Below are 16,302 nucleotides of genomic sequence, written 5' to 3' on the forward strand. Positions count from 1 at the left end.
TAAAAATTTTTCGATTAAAATGGAGAAAATTTCTTATCAAGTTGTTCTTACAACTGGACACCTTGTCCAAGTGTGGAGGAGAAATCAGCTATTAGAAAGCTTTGATGAACTTTTTTCTAGCGAAAAAAGGGATCACCGCTATTCCTGTGAGAAACCCCCCGACATGTGCCCAAAATGCTATTCCTGTATATACAGCAGAAAAAGTGGTTAACACAGCTAAGACGAGCTGATAAATAAACCATATGACAATGAAAATTATTGCAGGAAAGTTTATAACTACAGGCGCCCAGAACCAGAGGGTCAATGTCTTAACCATGGAGCTTGGATAAAGCATGATATATGCTCCAAGGACTCCGCTTATCGCTCCGCTCGCTCCAACCGCTGGTATAAGCCAAGGGTTGTTCATTTGTGAAATTATGCTTGAAGTTTCAGGAACATGAACTAATGTTATACTAGTTACGTAAAACAGTGCGGCCCCTGTACCGCTAAGAAAGTAAAATAGTAAGTACTTCACTTTACCTAAAGCAATTTCTATACTGTCACCAAATATGTAAAGAAAAAGCATATTGCCCAATACATGTACAATATCTGTATGTATAAACATAGCTGTGAATATGGTCCAGAGTCTCTCTCCATTAATAATGTAATACGGCGTTATCCCAAAAAACTCTATTATATCATTGATGCTTGTAGCGTTTGGCAAAATCACCCATGGGAAGAAATACGTGACCACGAAGATCCCAATGTTTACGAAGATCAAAATTTCATTCACAATTGGTCTTTCTGTAATTTTTTCGCTATTTGTTGCAGGAAGCAAAGTCTCACTGTCCTACGCTCTTCGTCTTAATCTCTAACACTACCTTTGATCCATTCTTCAGCCCGAGTTCTCCCCTCAGATAATCGGGTGCAACTATTTCAATTATATCCTTCTCATGACTAGTCCTGTCTGGGATTATTATCGCGGCTCTCTCATATCCGTTTACTTTAACGGGAAATAGCGTTGCCCCTCCGTAATACCTTTCCTCATTTCTAAACCCTTCTATCCTCAATCCCTTTTCTGGATTCAAAAATGCTCTCTTCAAAACGCTTTCCCCCTTAAGTCTAACATTCAGAGTCCCTGGATATGGAACGAAACCGACTAGCTCCTGTATTTTCTTTGAGTAATATGGCAATTTTATGTAGAACCTGCCCTCTCCCAGTCCTTCAACGATCTCTCCTTCCAGAATCAAAACATCCTTTTCCTCTTTTACTATGCTTTCAGCTTTGCTCCATAAAGTCTCAACAAGCTTTAGACCTTTTTCCGTGATTTCCAAATATTCTCCTTTCCCCTCTACGATCCTATAAATAATACCTTGAGCTTCCAGCTCTCTCAAAATTCTGGATATGCTCTGCTGACTAAGACCGATTTTTTCAGATAGAGCTTTTTGGGTTGTTCTAGTCCTTTTTTTGCCATCAAATATTAAGATTAGCAACATACCAAATCTTGCATCCTCATAATTCATCTTTAGCAACCTTCTTGCTTATTTTATCTGCATAATTTAGAGGAAACGGTAACCCGGGTTTCTTTCTCAAATTTTTAACAATTTCAAAAGCTTTTTCGAGAGGTATCTTATAGCCTGGACTTATATAAAGTTTCCTTGCATTTTCCGGATAGCTTAATATTTTTCCGATGAGAATGCCTTTATAGAAAAAATTTCCCTCTTCATCGATCTTGTCGTAAACAAGCAAACTCTTCGCCACGCCAATAGTTGGAATATCTAGAGCTAATCCCAAATGTGTCGCAGAACCAGAAAATCTCGGATGAGCGATGCCGTGGCCATCCACGAGGAGCAGATCGATGTCAACAAAATCTCTTAAAATAGACACTGCAGCAGCTGCCACGGGAACTTCTCTAAATCCGAGGAATCCAGGTATATACGGGATTCTGATCTTGTCTCTAATAGCCACGAAGAACGCATCATTCTCTTCCCTTCTGTATGCGACTGCAGAAGCGATAATTTCTTTTCCCTTTGTGAAGGCACAATCTACAGCAGCTATGTTTATATTGTCCGATAAGTATGTTTTGATTAAAGATAGTTGAGCGAATGCTTTTTCTTTAAACAAAAGCTGTGATGCCTTCGCTTTTTTTATCGAGAACCTTCGCTTCATAAACATATCCACTAAATTAAATTATTAAAAAAACTAAATCTGCTTTACGGAACCCTCATAAGATCCCCTGTCGCTGATTACTACGTAGTCTATTGATCCTCCTGACATCGCATCCCTTCTTACTCCCTGCTTCACAGCCCTTATTGCGAGGTCAATAGCAGTCTTTTCATCTATATTCTGTTGATATAGCTCCTCTAAAACACCTATTGCAACCGGACCGCCCGTTCCAATTGCCATATATTCATCTTCAAGCACTGAACCTGCAGGATCTAAAACTACCAATGTTGGCTTTTTATCATCAATCCCGGCTAGAATGAATTCTCCATAAAGCGGAAACCCCCTATAAGAATAAAGTATATTCGAAAGCAACTTTGCTGCGCTCTTTGTAGACATTTTGCTTTTTATTTCTGTTTCGTAATACCTTATTTCCTCCCTGAAAATTCGAATTATGTTCTGCGTATCTCCCATCAAGCCCGCAGTTCCAGCCCCAAGCCTCTCGTTAATTAAATATACCTTTTTTGCCTGGCTGCTCATTATAAAAGTTCTATAGGTCATCCTCTCTTCTCCTGCAATAACGGCGCCATTTGAGAATTTTAAACCGACTACCGTTGCCCCCTGAAAAGTTTCAACCATTTAAATGCACCTTATATAATATTTTTAACGCTATATGTTATTATCATTTCACATTATACCAACTAAAATAATTTTTGTATTGTTTAACGTGATATTTTACATTATGAATTCAAAAAAATTAGTTGCGCCCGGTTAGAAAAAAATAAAACTAATTCAGCATAATATTCTATTTGTTGGAAGGAGGTTTTAAAAATGAAGTCTTATGCAAGAGTTTTAGTTATGGGCTACGGAGTCATAGGGAAAAGAGTTGCTGATGCAGTTGTTCTCCAGGATGACATGAAGCTTGTCGGAGTTGGTGATGTTTCTTCGGATTGGAGGATAAAACTCGCGCAAAAGAAGGGGATAAATGTTTACGCTGTTGGGAATGATGCGAAGGAGAAAATGGAAAAGTCAGGAATAAAGGTCGAGGATACTGTAGAGAGCTTACTAAAAAGTGGCGCCGTCGATATCGTAGTAGACGCCACTCCAAAGGATATTGGTGCTAGGAATAAAGAGACTCTTTATAAAAAGTATGGTGTCAATGCAATTTTTCAAGGAGGAGAAAAGGCTGAGATTGTAGATGTGAGCTTTATTGCGCAGAGAAACTACAGAGAAGCATTAGGCAAGAAGTTTATAAGAGTTGTAAGTTGCAATACAACTGCAATAGGTAGAGTTATAGGAGGGCTCCATGAAAAAATTGGAATAAAAAAAGCGAGAGTTTCTATCATAAGAAGGGCCGTAGATGTTTGGGAGAGCCACAGCACTGGTATAATGAACACTGTGGTACCGGAATCAAGCATACCGAGCCACCATGGACCTGATGTTAAGACTGTTGTAAAGAACTTAAACATAGTAACAATGGCATTCAAGGGATCGCATAATCTCTTTCATATGCATTCCGGTTTCATTGAATTTAACAGACCTATCAGTAAGGATGAAGTATTGAATGTTCTTAATGCGGAGCCGAGGGTATCGCTGATCGCATATAAAGATGGTCTGATGGGGCTCAACAGCGTTTTTGAGCTTTCAAGGGATTTGAACAGACCAAGGGGGGACCTTTATGAGGTTCCTGTCTGGAGCGATCTGATGAAAGTAGAAGATAATGAGCTTTACCTTATATGGGCCACTGGAAACGAGAGCATAGTCGTTCCGGAAAGCATTGATGCTATTAGAGCGTCACTTGAAATAGAAGAAGAACCTGAGAAAAGCATACAGAAGACTGATAAGACACTTAACATAACTAAAAGTTTATATTAGAAAGGAAAAAAGGATCACGGAATATAATTGAGCCAGCAATGGATCGGTATTAAATACGATTTTAATGCTTTTTTCATTACTATTCAACTTAAATCTAAACATTATCTCTTTTGCTATATCCTCTTCTACCGTAGTGCTTAAAAGAATATTTCTTCTTTGTATGTCCTGCATTCCTATCGCTATATCACCCCTAAGCAACCTGCAGGCAATTCCCTTTTCCTGAAGGATATACATTAGATAAATTGCTCCCGGCTCCAGAGAAGGCGTATAGATTACGTCGCAAGATTCCCCAGAACTTTCAAGCTCTTTTATAGATTCTAAATATTCAGCATATCTTTCCGAAATAAATGAAAAGCCTTCCGACAAGCTTTCTAAATCTCTTTTTGCATTTGAAATTCTCATATCGCTTCTATTTGTCAGCTCTTTTGCGACCTCAATTCCCAATAAAGATGCAAGTATAGAGGAATACAGAATTTGGTTTTCCCTTGCATCTATCTCTATAGAATTCTCCTCATTTATCCATCTTGAAATTACCGGATCATCTATATATGGTATGAGGAATAATGAGGGAACTAGCATAACTGAAGAAGAGCTTGCAAGTCTAGCAAACTGGTTTCTTTCTTTTAGGCTTGCCATAATATAAAAAATCTTGAATGTACTCTCTCTATAGGGAATTACGTTTAAATACAGCTCAGTAGACGGAACGAGCTCAAATCTTGCCTCCTGGGTTAAAACCCTCAAATAGTTGAAAAAAATTGTTGCAGGAATTACCCCATATCCAGAATATGAGATGATTATATTGCCTTCTTTTAAAAAATCAAAAACCCTGTTGAAAATTTCCTTCGATTTTTTTACCGCATCATTCAAAATGCTTATCGTTTCTTTTTCATCAAAATTTACAGAAGCGCCGTGTTTAGACTCCTGCAACAGCTACATCCTCCGTTTTCTTCTGGATTTTCGGGAAGCTCCGGTATTAAGTTATATAAAATCTCTCTGGCTTTTTTAACATTTTCTGACATAACTCTTTCAACCTCATCAGCAGTAACTGGTCTTTCCGCCCAGACATCGTAGTCTGTTATCATTGCTAGTGTTGCATAGCACAGCTCCATTTCGCATGCTAGGTTTACCTCTGGCACTAATGTCATACCAACTATATCTGCTTTAAATACTTCTTTCCATATCCTGCTCTCAGCAAAAGTACTGAATCTCGGTCCCTCAATACATACATATGTGCCTTTAGTATGTATATTTATATTAAGTTTTCTTGCGGTTTCTACTACTTTTCTTCTAAGCGACTCGCAAAAGGGATAAGCCATGCTTACATGAGCAACTCTAGGTCCGTCGAAGAATGTATATTCCCTACTCTTTGTAAAATCGATAAATTGATCCGGTACTATAAAATCTCCAGGCTTCACATCTGTTCTTAAACTCCCAACGGCACTAACGCTCAGAACCCACTTTGCACCAAGCTGCTTTATTGCCCAAATATTTGCCCTATAATTTATCTTGTGAGGCGGTATTCTATGACCCTTTCCATGCCTTGGAAGGAAAGCTACTTTTTTGCCTTTCAGAGTGCCTATTGTAAAGGCATCGCTCGGAGCTCCATAGGGGGTATTGATCAATAATTCCTTTGCATCTTCTAAAAATTCCGCAGAATAAAGCCCGCTACCGCCTATAATGGCAATATCTGCCTTTTCCTTAATTTTTGAAGAAGTTTTATTTAACCAGTTTTCCAAGTATAACACCTCTTTTTTTATTTTTTATAACTCAACTATATTAATAATTAAATTTAGGGTATCACATTGCTTAAAGAAGCTAAATTTTTAATTAAAAAACTGAAAATGCAAATGTTAAATTACCAATTTTTCGCGAAAAATATGCCGAAATTAAAATATAACATCTGTTGTTATTGTTTTATGGTGATTTTTAATGGTGAAGATCCCGATAAAGCTGGTAACATGGAGCGAAGTTGAAAGTTGGTCAAGAGACCTTGCAAGAAAAATTATTGATTCTGGATACCAGCCGGATGTGATAATTGCAATAGCTAGAGGAGGGGTTGTCACTGCGAGAATTTTATGTGATTATTTAGGAGTTCTTGATCTTTTGTCCATAAAAATTGAACATTGGATAGAAACTGCGGCTCATACCGAAAACGCAACTGTCAAATATTCATTTAATACGGACCTTTCATCAAAGAGAGTCTTGCTAGTTGATGATATATGCGACACAGGTAAAAGCATAGTCGTTGCTAAAGAGCACATTACAGAAAAAAGTAGACCTTTAGAAATAAAAACTGCTACGATGCAATATATAAGCAGCGTCGCAAAGTATAAGCCTGATTATTACATAGATGATGTAAAGGACTGGATATGGTATTTGTATCCGTGGAACTACATGGAAGATTCTATAAATTTAGTGAAAAAGATCCTTCAGTCAGATCCTTTCAGAAAGTGGAGCGTTGATGAAATATCAAAAGGATTTAAAGAAGCATATGGCATTGACCCGCCTATAGAGCTGAACCAGGTAATTGAAGAGGGAATAAGAAGAGGTATATTTTATCACGAAAACGGAGAAGTCAAAATTAAGAAACAATATACAATTTAGGCAATATATGTTATTTTATTCATCTTCAAAACTTCTTTACTTCGTTCTTTTAATAATCACTGTAAATTTAAAACTTGATGAAGCAAAGATAAACTCGAGTCGGTAGAAATGAACGAAAAAGCTTTGAATTACGAGGTTTCTATATTTAAATATTTAGCAGAAAAAGGAGAGGCAAGTATAGATGAATTATCAGATGTTTTCAGCCTTCCTCCAAGCAATATTATTGAAAAGATAAAAAAGCTAAATGAGATTGGGCTATTTATAAATTCGGAAGACAACAAATTCAAAATTCCTTCAAGTTCTGATTTCAGCTTAATTGCTCTATATTTAAAGAGGATGAATACATTTATAAATTATAATATGATTTTTTATGAAGAATGCGATGGCTCTCAGGAAATTGCGGAAGAAATTGCGAAGAATGGAGCTGAAGAGGGCAATTTAGTATTGTGCGAAGAGATAAAAAATGCCAGGGGCAGGTTTGGAAGAAAATGGCATGCACCAAAAGGCGGTATTTGGTTTTCTTTAATTTTAAGACCTCCGTCTCTTGAATGGATAAATTTAATTTCTCTAGCAATGGGAGCCTCTGTATCTATTGCTATTGAAGACGTTTTGAATATTAAATCAGGGCTTAAATGGCCGAATGATGTTTTGATTAATGAGAAAAAAATCTGCGGAATTCTCAGTGAAGCTAAAATTACAGATGATAGGCTTGATTATGTAATTGTGGGAGTTGGGCTTAATGCAAATAATGAATTGCCAAACGAGCTTAAAGCTCAAGCTATTAGCCTTAAGCAGATATACGGACGCAATATTCCAGCGCTTCCTCTCCTTGGTAGGATTTTGTATCTGTTCGGCTGGGAGTATAAAAAAATAATTGAAGGCAGAGTTGAAGCTATAATAAGCGATTGGAAGCTACGCTCGTTGACCATAGGGAGAAAAGTTCGAATAGAAAATCGTGATGAAATCGTATATGGAACGGCTGTAGATATTGACACTGATGGTTCGCTCGTTGTAAATTTAGAAAATGGGAAAATAGAAAAATTTTATGCTGGAGACGTTTTTCATTTGAGGTTTTGAAAAAATAAGGCTGAAATCTTTGTCTTTAAGGGGGAATAAAAATGCTGGAGTTTTTCTATCGATGATAAGTATTAAAACGATACATGTATTGAATAAAGAATTGTCCCAAAGAAATAGATGAGGGATTAGCAATCCAGAAACGATCCAGAAGTGGATCTCTGATCGTTCTTACTGCCATGCATATGAAATATGTAAAAACCGAATAGACACATGAAATTTATGAATCGCTCTAAAGGACTTATTCCTGATGAGAAGAAATCAGAGATATTTAAGGCTCTTTATACTATAAAAATATTGTAGCGTAAAAATAGTGTAGAAAATGAACAACATTTATAGTATAGTAAAAAAAGCTCTTTTGTCGAAGGAAAAGAAAAAATATGTCTTCTATGCTCTTGACAGAAAAAAGTCAACCTTAAGAGAAATTAGAGGAAATGAGATAACCGATGTAAATGAGTTCGGATTTCTTATCCTTCTTGATGGCTCGCAAATTCCTATTCACAGGATCAGAAAAATAACCTTTAAGGGTGAAGTCATTCTAGAGAGAAAGGGGTGAGATTTTGTCTTTTGCTGGTGCTTTCCTTACATCTAATGAAAAAGCGGGGCTTTTCCACTATTCTATAAGTCAAAGGGTCGTGGAAATATTGATTGACGACTATGAGGAAACGGAGAAAGGAAGAAATTTGCCCTGGAGCATGTTTAGCAAAATTAAAGATGAGCTAACAAGTGAAGAGGTAGGAAATTTGGCAAGAAGGTATAACCCGAGGCTTATCATGTTCAATGGAAGCAATCCTTTAAAACATGAATGGATCTTAAGATCTATTGAACCTATTAAAAAAATGAATATAGATGTTGGAATAAGCTATTCCTGCCATAAAATCGATGAGAATTTTAGCAGTTCTACAGCAGGCTATTATGCGCCTAAAATCTTCAATGCAAGTATTATATATAAAAACATAGAAAAAATCGAAAGGTGCATAGAATTTTCAAATCTAAAGAAAGAAGCCACAGAGTTGCAAGTTTTTCTCGAAAATAAAGGTGATAAAGCTATTGTTGATCTTCTGCTAGATCACTTTAATGAATTTGAATTTCCCGTTCATATATACAACTGGATCGATGAAATGAGCAAAGAAGAAATTAATAAAATAATGAGTATCTCTCTAAATACATACTTTCATGACCACACGGGAAAATCTATCAATTATTTCGCCACGAGATGCCAAAAATGCAGAAATGTTGTAGTTACCAGGCATGAAGAAAACCTCATGAAAAACAACCTTAATGGGGAGAATTGCCCTTTCTGTGGTTATAAAATACTATATAAGTCGCCTCTGAAAAAATATAACATAAGCAAAACTTTTGTGAGCAAGAAGGTCGAAATAAATTGGTTGATGAATATAGAACTCCCTTAAATAATTCTCAAAATTTAAGAGTTGCAAAGTTTTGGGATCAGGTAGAAGGAAAAGAGAAAACTGTAAAATGCAAGCTTTGCAAGAGGTATTGCGAAATATCTAATAATAGCTATGGAGCATGCGGTGTAAGAAAGAATATAGATGGAAAGCTTTATACATTAGTCTACGGTCTTCTTACAGCTGTTGCTATTGATCCAATAGAGAAGAAGCCCTTGTTTCACTTTAAACCAGGCTCCTCGGTTCTTTCAATTTCTACCGTTGGGTGTAACTTCTTCTGTCAATTTTGTCAGAACTGGGAAATAAGCCAGTCGAGGTTGGAGGAAGGACTTTACGGAAACTATTACGAACCTGAAGAAATAGTTAATATAGCATTATCAAATAGGGCAGATGGAATTTCATATACTTATAATGAGCCTACAGTATTTTATGAATATATGTATGATGTCGCAAAAATAGCCAAGCAGAAGGCACTTTTCAATACAATGGTTACAAATGGATATATAAGCGAATATGCTTTAGAGGAGATTTCATCGTATATGGATGCAGCAACTGTTGATTTTAAGGGCAGCGGAAATAAAGAGTTTTATCAGAAATATATGGGAGTGCCAGATCCCTCACCTATTTTTGACACCTTAACTCTCATGAAAGAGAAGAAAATTCACATTGAAATAACTGATCTCGTAGTTCCCAAAATCGGTGATAGAGAAGAAGATATTGATAAGCTTACAAAGTGGATCGTGGAAAACCTCGGCGATGAGACACCTTTCCATATATTAAGATTTTATCCCCAATACAAGCTGAATTATCTGCCTATAACCCCTGTAAAGACTTTAGAAAAATTTGCAGAAATAGCTAAAAATAATGGACTAAAATATGTATACATAGGCAATGTTCCCGGACACGGGCTTGAAAATACATACTGCCCATCATGCGGAAAAGTTCTTATTGAGAGGGAAGGTTTTTATATAGAAAAAATAAATCTCACAGAAGACGGGAGATGCAAATACTGCGGATATAAGACAAACATAATATTATAATCAACTGGTGGGAAATGATGGAATGCAAATATGTTGTTTTTATGGGTCCTGCTGGAAGCGGGAAAACAACATTAACTGCGACTTTTTCTGACTGGCTTTCTTCTCAAGGAATAGACAATGTAAAGGTTAATTTAGATCCCGCAGTAGAATACCTTCCTTATGATCCAGATATTGATGTTAGAAACTATGTAGACGCCAGAGAGGTAGCAAAGAAGTATTCTTTAGGACCTAATGGCGCTCTGCTTGCTAGCATGGATCTCCTTTATGGAAAGCTTGAAGATATAAAGAAAGAACTTATGGAAATTGAAGGTGAGTATGTGCTCATTGATATGCCTGGTCAGCTCGAACTTTTCAGCTTTAGGAGTACAGGTCCTCTAATTGTAGATAGACTCTCTTCCAAAAATCGGACAGCTGTAGTTTTTTTAATGGATGCAAATTTTACAGCTTCAGTTGAAAACTTTCTCTCAATACTCATGCTTAGTCACAGCATAAGAATCAGGCATTATTTCCCTCAAATAAATGCAATATCCAAGATCGATCTCCTCTCTCCGGAGTTATTGGAAGAATTATTGACTTTAAAGGAGTCTCCTGAATTATTAAAAGAAAAAGTCATAGATAAGGGAGATCCGAAATATCATGACTATATCAACAGTATTGCTGACTTTCTTATCGAGGAAGGCATTGATTTTATACCTGTTTCAAGCACAACTGGAGAGGGGTTAGATGAACTCTTCGCCTCAATTCAAAACCTTATTTCCAATTTAGATGAAATAGAAACAAATCTCTAATTTTTTATTTTCGTTTGCTGAAGGCAAAATACTAACTTTCTGAACAACATTTTTTTATTAAGGAATAAAACTTAGCCATTTTATCTTCTGAAACTCTGTTGAGGAGGATCTTCACATTTTTAGAATTTACTATATTTCCGTGAGGTCTCAAGCCTCCGGACATGTTATATGGAATGTGCAGAAATTCATGAATTAAGACTCCAGTAATTTCTCTTTCATTCAAAGATTTTATTTTGTTGCACAAAAATTCTATGGTATATAAAGGTGGAAGGACGTGTCCTATTTGGATAGCTTTTGATAGACCGTATATCCTTGCATACGCATTTGATTTTGCTCCATGCGAAACGACAAATGCAATGTTGTTAAAATTTATTTTTAAATCAGAATCCAAAGCAATCCCTTTTGCAACTTCTCTGATCTCATAGCATCTTTTGTATTTTATCATTACGCTCACATCTTAATTTATTATAATAAAAAATTTAATGGAGGTAATTTCTTTTTATTAAATGGAAAAATTATATAAAAATCACTTTGTGATAATTGGCTGGTGAAATTAATATTGATAAACTTTCGCAATAATTTGGAAGCCTTCTTTGAAGATAAAAAAACACTTTTGGACAAAAAGATCAGCGAGTTATTGGAAGAGCATGTAGAAGCCAATGCCATTGATGTATCCAAATATATAGTAGAAGGCGGGAAAAGGCTTAGAGGTCTCCTAACTCTCTTCATTACTGATGTTTTAGTAAATGACTACAACAGAGCGGTGAGGGCAGCTGTTGCATTGGAATTGGTGCACTCTTGCAGCTTAGCAATTGATGACATAATCGATCAGGATGTAAAAAGAAGAGGTAGGCCTTCGGTATGGGTTGCTAAAGGAATTTCTAAAACAGTTCTTGTAAGCAACTTATTAATACCTATTGCAATTAAGGAAGTTTCTTATTTGGGAACTTCAGCTGTAAAGAAGGTAATAGAGACGTGGCTGAAGGTGACTATGGGGGAAATCTATGATGTTTTCGATGAAAGTTCTTCTTATCTGAAAACTATCGAATATAAAACCTCAAGCCTGTTTCAGCTTAGTCTTGACTTAGCCGTAATAGCTTCAAATAGAGAAGATCTTATAAATGTATTTGAAAGATACGGTTTATATCTGGGTTATCTGTACCAGATTAGCGATGACTTGGTTGATGCTAAGAAATATATTGAAAATAAAAATGAAGAAAAGCCTTTATTTTTAATAAAGATGCTAAATTGGCTTGGTGCCAGCAATTTGATCTCATGGGAAGAACTTAAACTAATGGTTTTTAAGAAATTAAATGAATTTTATAACTCAGCTATTACCGCTATAAATGGTATTAATGATAAAGACCTGACGCTTATACTGAAAGAGTTACCAATCTATATTGTCGACAAGATTTTGGAAGAGGGAAACTTGAAATGGAATTTAGTAGAATAAATATAATAGGTGCGGGTCCAGCAGGAGCTAGCCTTGCATTTTTTCTCTCTTCCCTAGGCTATAGCAACATTACAGTTTATGAATCATCAAAAGTCCTCGGGAGCAAACCGTGCGGAATGGCTGTACCAGCTTCAATTAAAGATTTGATAAAACTTGAAAATGAGCACATAATTAATGAAATTAAAGGATATAGATTGTTTATTGATGAAAAATTGCTTCATGAAGATATCTCAGGAACGCATTGGGGATATATAATAAATAAGCAAAAATTTCTTGAAGATCTTGTTAGTGACGTGGAAGTTAAAAGAGAACATTTAAAAATAAACTTAGATGAGCTTAGTAAAAGGAAAGATGAGCTGTATGTAATAGCCGCGGGGATTTATTGGAACGGATCGCCAAAAGAAAGACTCAATGCTGTGGAAGCTACTGTAAACGTTTATAATTGGAATGAACCTTCCATTATTCAAATCTGGTTTGATACAAAATTAATGGGATATTACTGGGCATTTCCTCATTCAGAAAAGAAAGTAAACATAGGTGTAGGAGGATTTGAAGATTTTTTCAGTTTGAAGGCTAGGCTTATTAAGTTTATCAAGAAAATCGGTTCTGTTGAGAAAATGGAACCTGAAAAGATACTAGGAAGTCAGATTGTAAGCACAGGAATTGTTGATAGTATCCTTTCCCCCGCTGAAAATGTATTTGCAATTGGTGAAGGAGTCGGCAGTGTTCTCCCACTTACAGGTGAGGGGATAAGACCGTCAATTCAAATGGCGAAAATCTTTTCCGAAAATATTAGTAGTAAGGAATTATTCATTCAAAATTTTAAAAGTTCCGCTCTTTACAAAACGAGCAAGATACAAAGAAAAATACTTTCTATTTTAAAACAAATGCCCCCATTTTTGAGGAACAAAATAATGAGGAGTATCCCAAAAGACATAATGATAAAGATCGGATTAGGAAGCTACAGTGAAAATGATGTCAACAAGCTAAAATTGATATTAAAAACATTTCAAGTCTGAGTTCTTTTGCTTTAACACTATCGGAGTTTTAAAAAGTGGAAATCTCTTTCATGAAAACAGAATAGTTTAAAATCTAAATAAAAAGAATCAGTGAGAGAGCTCATCATCATTGTTTTGTTCTCAGACGGTTTGCTTTCCATCATCTTCACGTTATTAAATTAAAATACTTAAACTCGCTAGATTAAAAAATTAACTTATTTATTTCGCAATTAAAGTGGTTTTATATGAATAATATGAATTACATAAGGGTGGGTGAAAAATTTAAATTCAAATGCACTAGATGCACGCTATGCTGTGGCACTGGTCCTAATGTTTCAATAACGGTATTTGATGTAATAAGGATGTCAAAGTATCTCGATGTAAACCCAATTCAATTTCTTAAAATCTTCACCAATGTTATAATTGCTGACTTAATTCCAGTAATAGCCTTAAAAGGAGATATTGCAGGAAGGTGCGAATTTCTTGGTTTTGATAGTAATGGAAAGACCTTCTGTAAAATTTATAAGTACAGACCGCTTAAATGTAGGCTTTATCCTGTCAAGCTCATTTCTCCAAAAAGCAACCACGTTTATTTAGATACTGATTGCCCTGGACTGTATGCTGAAGATGCAGAGTTCATTGACTTTCCGGTGGATATATACAAAAGAAATGCGTATGAGGTTGAATGGCAATATAAAAAGCTCTATGAAAAGATCTTTAATGAAGGGAAGGAACCGCTCAATGCTCTTTTAGAATTAATAGAGGAGCTCTATGAGGAGGCAAAAAACAAAAACCCGTCATGGCTGGAAATATGAGCTATTTCATTCTATTTTTCCAAGCTTTCAACTGACCTCCCCCCACCCTAAAGGGCGAGGCTTTCAGTTGTAAACTATTTGATCAGTGAAGTAGCAAATGTATTGTTCGTATTTAAAACATATTTACCTCCATCGTTTAGAACTATAATTTTTTCTTTCTTAAATTTATAAACCGTCTTTCTGATCTTTTCTTCACTAGCTAATCCTTTTAGCAATTCGTGAAGTTCTTTTATAGTAAATCCTTTGCAGTTATTTTTAAAGAGCTCCAAAATAATGTTCTCAAGCTTATCCACATGTGGGGCTAACATAACCACTAGGTCTTTGTCTTCATATATTACATCTAAACTATTTTCAACTATTTCCTTTTCGGCATTCATTCTAATACATCCCTCACAATATTCAATTAAAGATTAGAAAACTATATAAGAGAAAAGCTAAGCTCTTTCTAGAGCTCCATTTTTTCTTTCAATTTATCAATGCAGAGTTCAGCAACCACCACAGGATATTTTACTCCGAACATTTCCAATATTCTTGGATGGACTTCTCCTATATAGCCAATTCTTTCTTTTTCTATAAATAATGATGCGCTTCTCCCCTTAATTAAGAAGCTTTTTTCCTCTCTCTTCGAAATTGGCTTTAGCTTCAGAATTTCTAGCAACGAATATATATGAGATTGCATCTCTTCAAAACTTGCTCCTTCATTCACAATTGCATATCCTGCTTTGTTTTCAGTAATTGGGATTCCACCGCTCGCATATCCACATTCTCCGATTTCGAATATCTTAATTGGAAGCTGGAGATGTTGACTTTCTTTAATCGCATAAAGTAACGAAGGTATAATTGAAGGTCTTATAATTTTCATTGTCTCTGTAACCGGATTTTTTACTCTGATTACTTCTTCATTTTCTCCTATAAATTTAGACGCGTCATCTCCTGATAGAATAAATCCGAGTATTTCTTGAAATCCTAATCCTGTGCTTACTTCTCTTATAATTTTTTCTACAACAGTTAAATCTGAAATTCTTCCATCCAGAGGTGTGTATTTGAAATCTAAGGGTATAGAATTATACCCGTAAGCCATTGCAATATCTTCTACTAAATCTACTTTATGCAGAATGTCCATTCTGTATTCTGGCACTATTACATTTATGCTATCTTCAGAAACAGAAGCAACTTTAAACCTCATTTTTTCTAAAAGCTCTGTTATGTCATTCAATGACAACTCGAAGCCTAAATTTTTAATTATATATTCTGTTTCGATCCGAATTTGCTTTCTTTCTAGCGTAGGGGTCAACACCTTTCTTTCCTCATTTCCGTTAGAATAAACAATTTCAACTTTTCCAATTATACTTCCATGGTTTTCATTCAAAACGCTTGTTATCAAATTAAGAGTGCTCGAAATGGTATAAAAATCGTTGCCAGTGATGTCAATTAAAAGATTTTTTGTGCCCGGCTCAATTCTAGTAATATCTGAGTTTATGACTGGAGGTAGGCTTATTATTTCATTACCAGAGTAGATTGCAGGATGGCTGCCATTGTAAAGAGAAAGCTCCCCATAGCTTATTCCTTGCTCTGTTGATTTTAGAACTTCCCTTATCTCCATGTTTCTACCTATAAATAGAGGTCTCATTTTTTCATTGAGGCTGGCAAGCTTATAAGTTATTTTCCTATCAGGAATCTTATCTAAATCATGTATTCCAATAGCCATTTTCTTCCTTTTTCTTCCAACAGTTAAATGAAGCTTTTCCTGAAACTGGATTAGCTCTTTTATGTCTTCGTCATCGAGAGAAATTCCTCGAATTGTAGCTATTACAATCTGCGGTCTGCTTGGCACATATTCAGCTAAGACCTCTATATTATCTATTAAGGTATTTGGCTCGAAAAGCCCTTTTTTCTTTCCCAGTAAGCCTTTAATAGCCCTTCCCAAACCTTCACTTATATATAAATCAGGCCTATCGCTATTAACTTCGACTTCTAAAAGCTGATTGTCTATAGTTCTGCTTTCTGATTTCAAGTTGAAAAGAAGATTAGAAAGTTCTTCTTCTGAAAATTCTTTTTCTATGAATTTTGCCAACCTTTTTTTGTAAATTTGAAGCACGGGCAT

The 16,302-nt window shown here is 35.6% G+C and carries 19 protein-coding genes; 10 read left to right on the forward strand and 9 right to left on the reverse strand.

The features are described 5' to 3' along the window. Positions 1 to 91: 91 nt before the first annotated feature. Genes FFONT_RS01160 through FFONT_RS01175 form a run of 4 tightly spaced genes read right to left on the reverse strand, consistent with a single transcriptional unit; the run spans position 92 to position 2,781 of the window. Positions 92 to 817 carry a rhomboid family intramembrane serine protease gene (locus FFONT_RS01160; protein WP_014557378.1) on the reverse strand — a complete coding sequence of 242 codons (726 nt, stop codon included), beginning with the start codon at positions 815 to 817 and terminating at the stop codon, positions 92 to 94. A 4-nt stretch (positions 818 to 821) separates the two neighbouring features. Continuing rightward, positions 822 to 1,502 (reverse strand): DUF120 domain-containing protein, encoded by a 681-nt coding sequence (locus FFONT_RS01165; protein ID WP_014557379.1) that lies wholly within the window; start codon positions 1,500 to 1,502, stop codon positions 822 to 824. Further along, positions 1,492 to 2,148, reverse strand: a complete 657-nt coding sequence (locus FFONT_RS01170) for an endonuclease V (RefSeq protein ID WP_158308279.1) — start codon at positions 2,146 to 2,148, stop codon at positions 1,492 to 1,494. The genes FFONT_RS01165 and FFONT_RS01170 overlap by 11 nt, the downstream gene beginning before the upstream one ends. A 33-nt stretch (positions 2,149 to 2,181) precedes the next feature. Continuing rightward, positions 2,182 to 2,781 (reverse strand): Ntn hydrolase family protein, encoded by a 600-nt coding sequence (locus FFONT_RS01175; RefSeq protein ID WP_014557381.1) that lies wholly within the window; start codon positions 2,779 to 2,781, stop codon positions 2,182 to 2,184. Positions 2,782 to 2,973: 192 nt separating this feature from the next. On the opposite strand from FFONT_RS01175, the gene FFONT_RS01180 reads away from it, so the two are divergent. Continuing rightward, on the forward strand, positions 2,974 to 4,017 hold the full coding sequence (locus FFONT_RS01180; protein WP_014557382.1) for a type II glyceraldehyde-3-phosphate dehydrogenase: 1,044 nt from the start codon (positions 2,974 to 2,976) through the stop codon (positions 4,015 to 4,017). On the opposite strand, the gene FFONT_RS01185 is transcribed toward FFONT_RS01180, so the two are convergent. Further along, positions 4,009 to 4,944: a hypothetical protein gene (locus tag FFONT_RS01185; RefSeq protein WP_014557383.1), complete on the reverse strand. Its 936-nt coding sequence runs from the start codon at positions 4,942 to 4,944 to the stop codon at positions 4,009 to 4,011. The two genes, FFONT_RS01180 and FFONT_RS01185, sit on opposite strands and share 9 nt — an antisense overlap. Next, on the reverse strand, positions 4,914 to 5,753 hold the full coding sequence (locus tag FFONT_RS01190) for an S-methyl-5'-thioadenosine phosphorylase (RefSeq protein WP_014557384.1): 840 nt from the start codon (positions 5,751 to 5,753) through the stop codon (positions 4,914 to 4,916). Before FFONT_RS01190 ends, FFONT_RS01185 begins: the two co-directional genes overlap by 31 nt. Positions 5,754 to 5,946: 193 nt before the next feature. Between FFONT_RS01190 and FFONT_RS01195 the strand changes: the two genes are divergently transcribed. The 6 genes from FFONT_RS01195 (at position 5,947) to FFONT_RS01220 (ending at position 10,932) form a co-directional block, all read left to right on the forward strand. Further along, entirely contained in the window at positions 5,947 to 6,621 is a 675-nt protein-coding gene (locus tag FFONT_RS01195) for a phosphoribosyltransferase (RefSeq protein WP_014557385.1), read from the forward strand. A gap of 108 nt (positions 6,622 to 6,729) precedes the next feature. Beyond that, positions 6,730 to 7,698: a biotin--[acetyl-CoA-carboxylase] ligase gene (locus FFONT_RS01200; RefSeq protein WP_014557386.1), complete on the forward strand. Its 969-nt coding sequence runs from the start codon at positions 6,730 to 6,732 to the stop codon at positions 7,696 to 7,698. Between the two features lie 319 nt (positions 7,699 to 8,017). Further along, a complete protein-coding gene (locus FFONT_RS01205; protein WP_014557387.1) occupies positions 8,018 to 8,251 on the forward strand; it encodes a DUF504 domain-containing protein in 234 nt (77 codons plus the stop codon). Between the two features lie 4 nt (positions 8,252 to 8,255). Further along, positions 8,256 to 9,107 (forward strand): hypothetical protein, encoded by an 852-nt coding sequence (locus FFONT_RS01210; protein WP_014557388.1) that lies wholly within the window; start codon positions 8,256 to 8,258, stop codon positions 9,105 to 9,107. Beyond that, complete coding sequence (amrS, locus tag FFONT_RS01215; protein WP_014557389.1) at positions 9,080 to 10,144, forward strand: AmmeMemoRadiSam system radical SAM enzyme; 1,065 nt, start codon at positions 9,080 to 9,082, stop codon at positions 10,142 to 10,144. The genes FFONT_RS01210 and amrS overlap by 28 nt, the downstream gene beginning before the upstream one ends. 17 nt (positions 10,145 to 10,161) lie before the next feature. Next, positions 10,162 to 10,932: an ATP/GTP-binding protein gene (locus FFONT_RS01220; RefSeq protein WP_014557390.1), complete on the forward strand. Its 771-nt coding sequence runs from the start codon at positions 10,162 to 10,164 to the stop codon at positions 10,930 to 10,932. Between the two features lie 31 nt (positions 10,933 to 10,963). Here FFONT_RS01220 and FFONT_RS01225 read toward each other — a convergent pair whose 3' ends face one another. After that, positions 10,964 to 11,377 (reverse strand): putative metallopeptidase, encoded by a 414-nt coding sequence (locus FFONT_RS01225; RefSeq protein ID WP_014557391.1) that lies wholly within the window; start codon positions 11,375 to 11,377, stop codon positions 10,964 to 10,966. Between the two features lie 114 nt (positions 11,378 to 11,491). Between FFONT_RS01225 and FFONT_RS01230 the strand changes: the two genes are divergently transcribed. The 3 genes from FFONT_RS01230 to FFONT_RS01240 all read left to right on the forward strand — a co-directional run bounded on the left by FFONT_RS01230 (position 11,492) and on the right by FFONT_RS01240 (position 14,198). Beyond that, the gene (locus tag FFONT_RS01230) at positions 11,492 to 12,385 is read left to right on the forward strand and encodes a polyprenyl synthetase family protein (protein WP_158308280.1); all 894 of its coding nucleotides are present in this window, start codon (positions 11,492 to 11,494) and stop codon (positions 12,383 to 12,385) included. Then, positions 12,367 to 13,404 carry a geranylgeranyl reductase family protein gene (locus FFONT_RS01235; RefSeq protein WP_014557393.1) on the forward strand — a complete coding sequence of 346 codons (1,038 nt, stop codon included), beginning with the start codon at positions 12,367 to 12,369 and terminating at the stop codon, positions 13,402 to 13,404. The genes FFONT_RS01230 and FFONT_RS01235 overlap by 19 nt, the downstream gene beginning before the upstream one ends. A gap of 224 nt (positions 13,405 to 13,628) precedes the next feature. Continuing rightward, positions 13,629 to 14,198, forward strand: a complete 570-nt coding sequence (locus FFONT_RS01240) for a YkgJ family cysteine cluster protein (protein ID WP_148683476.1) — start codon at positions 13,629 to 13,631, stop codon at positions 14,196 to 14,198. 74 nt (positions 14,199 to 14,272) lie between these two features. On the opposite strand, the gene FFONT_RS01245 is transcribed toward FFONT_RS01240, so the two are convergent. Both FFONT_RS01245 and pheT read right to left on the reverse strand, forming a co-directional pair. Continuing rightward, complete coding sequence (locus FFONT_RS01245) at positions 14,273 to 14,575, reverse strand: hypothetical protein (protein WP_014557395.1); 303 nt, start codon at positions 14,573 to 14,575, stop codon at positions 14,273 to 14,275. Positions 14,576 to 14,643: 68 nt separating this feature from the next. Continuing rightward, entirely contained in the window at positions 14,644 to 16,302 is a 1,659-nt protein-coding gene (pheT, locus tag FFONT_RS01250) for a phenylalanine--tRNA ligase subunit beta (protein ID WP_014557396.1), read from the reverse strand.

The sequence above is a fragment of the Fervidicoccus fontis Kam940 genome (assembly GCF_000258425.1).
Lineage (GTDB): Archaea > Thermoproteota > Thermoprotei_A > Sulfolobales > Fervidicoccaceae > Fervidicoccus > Fervidicoccus fontis.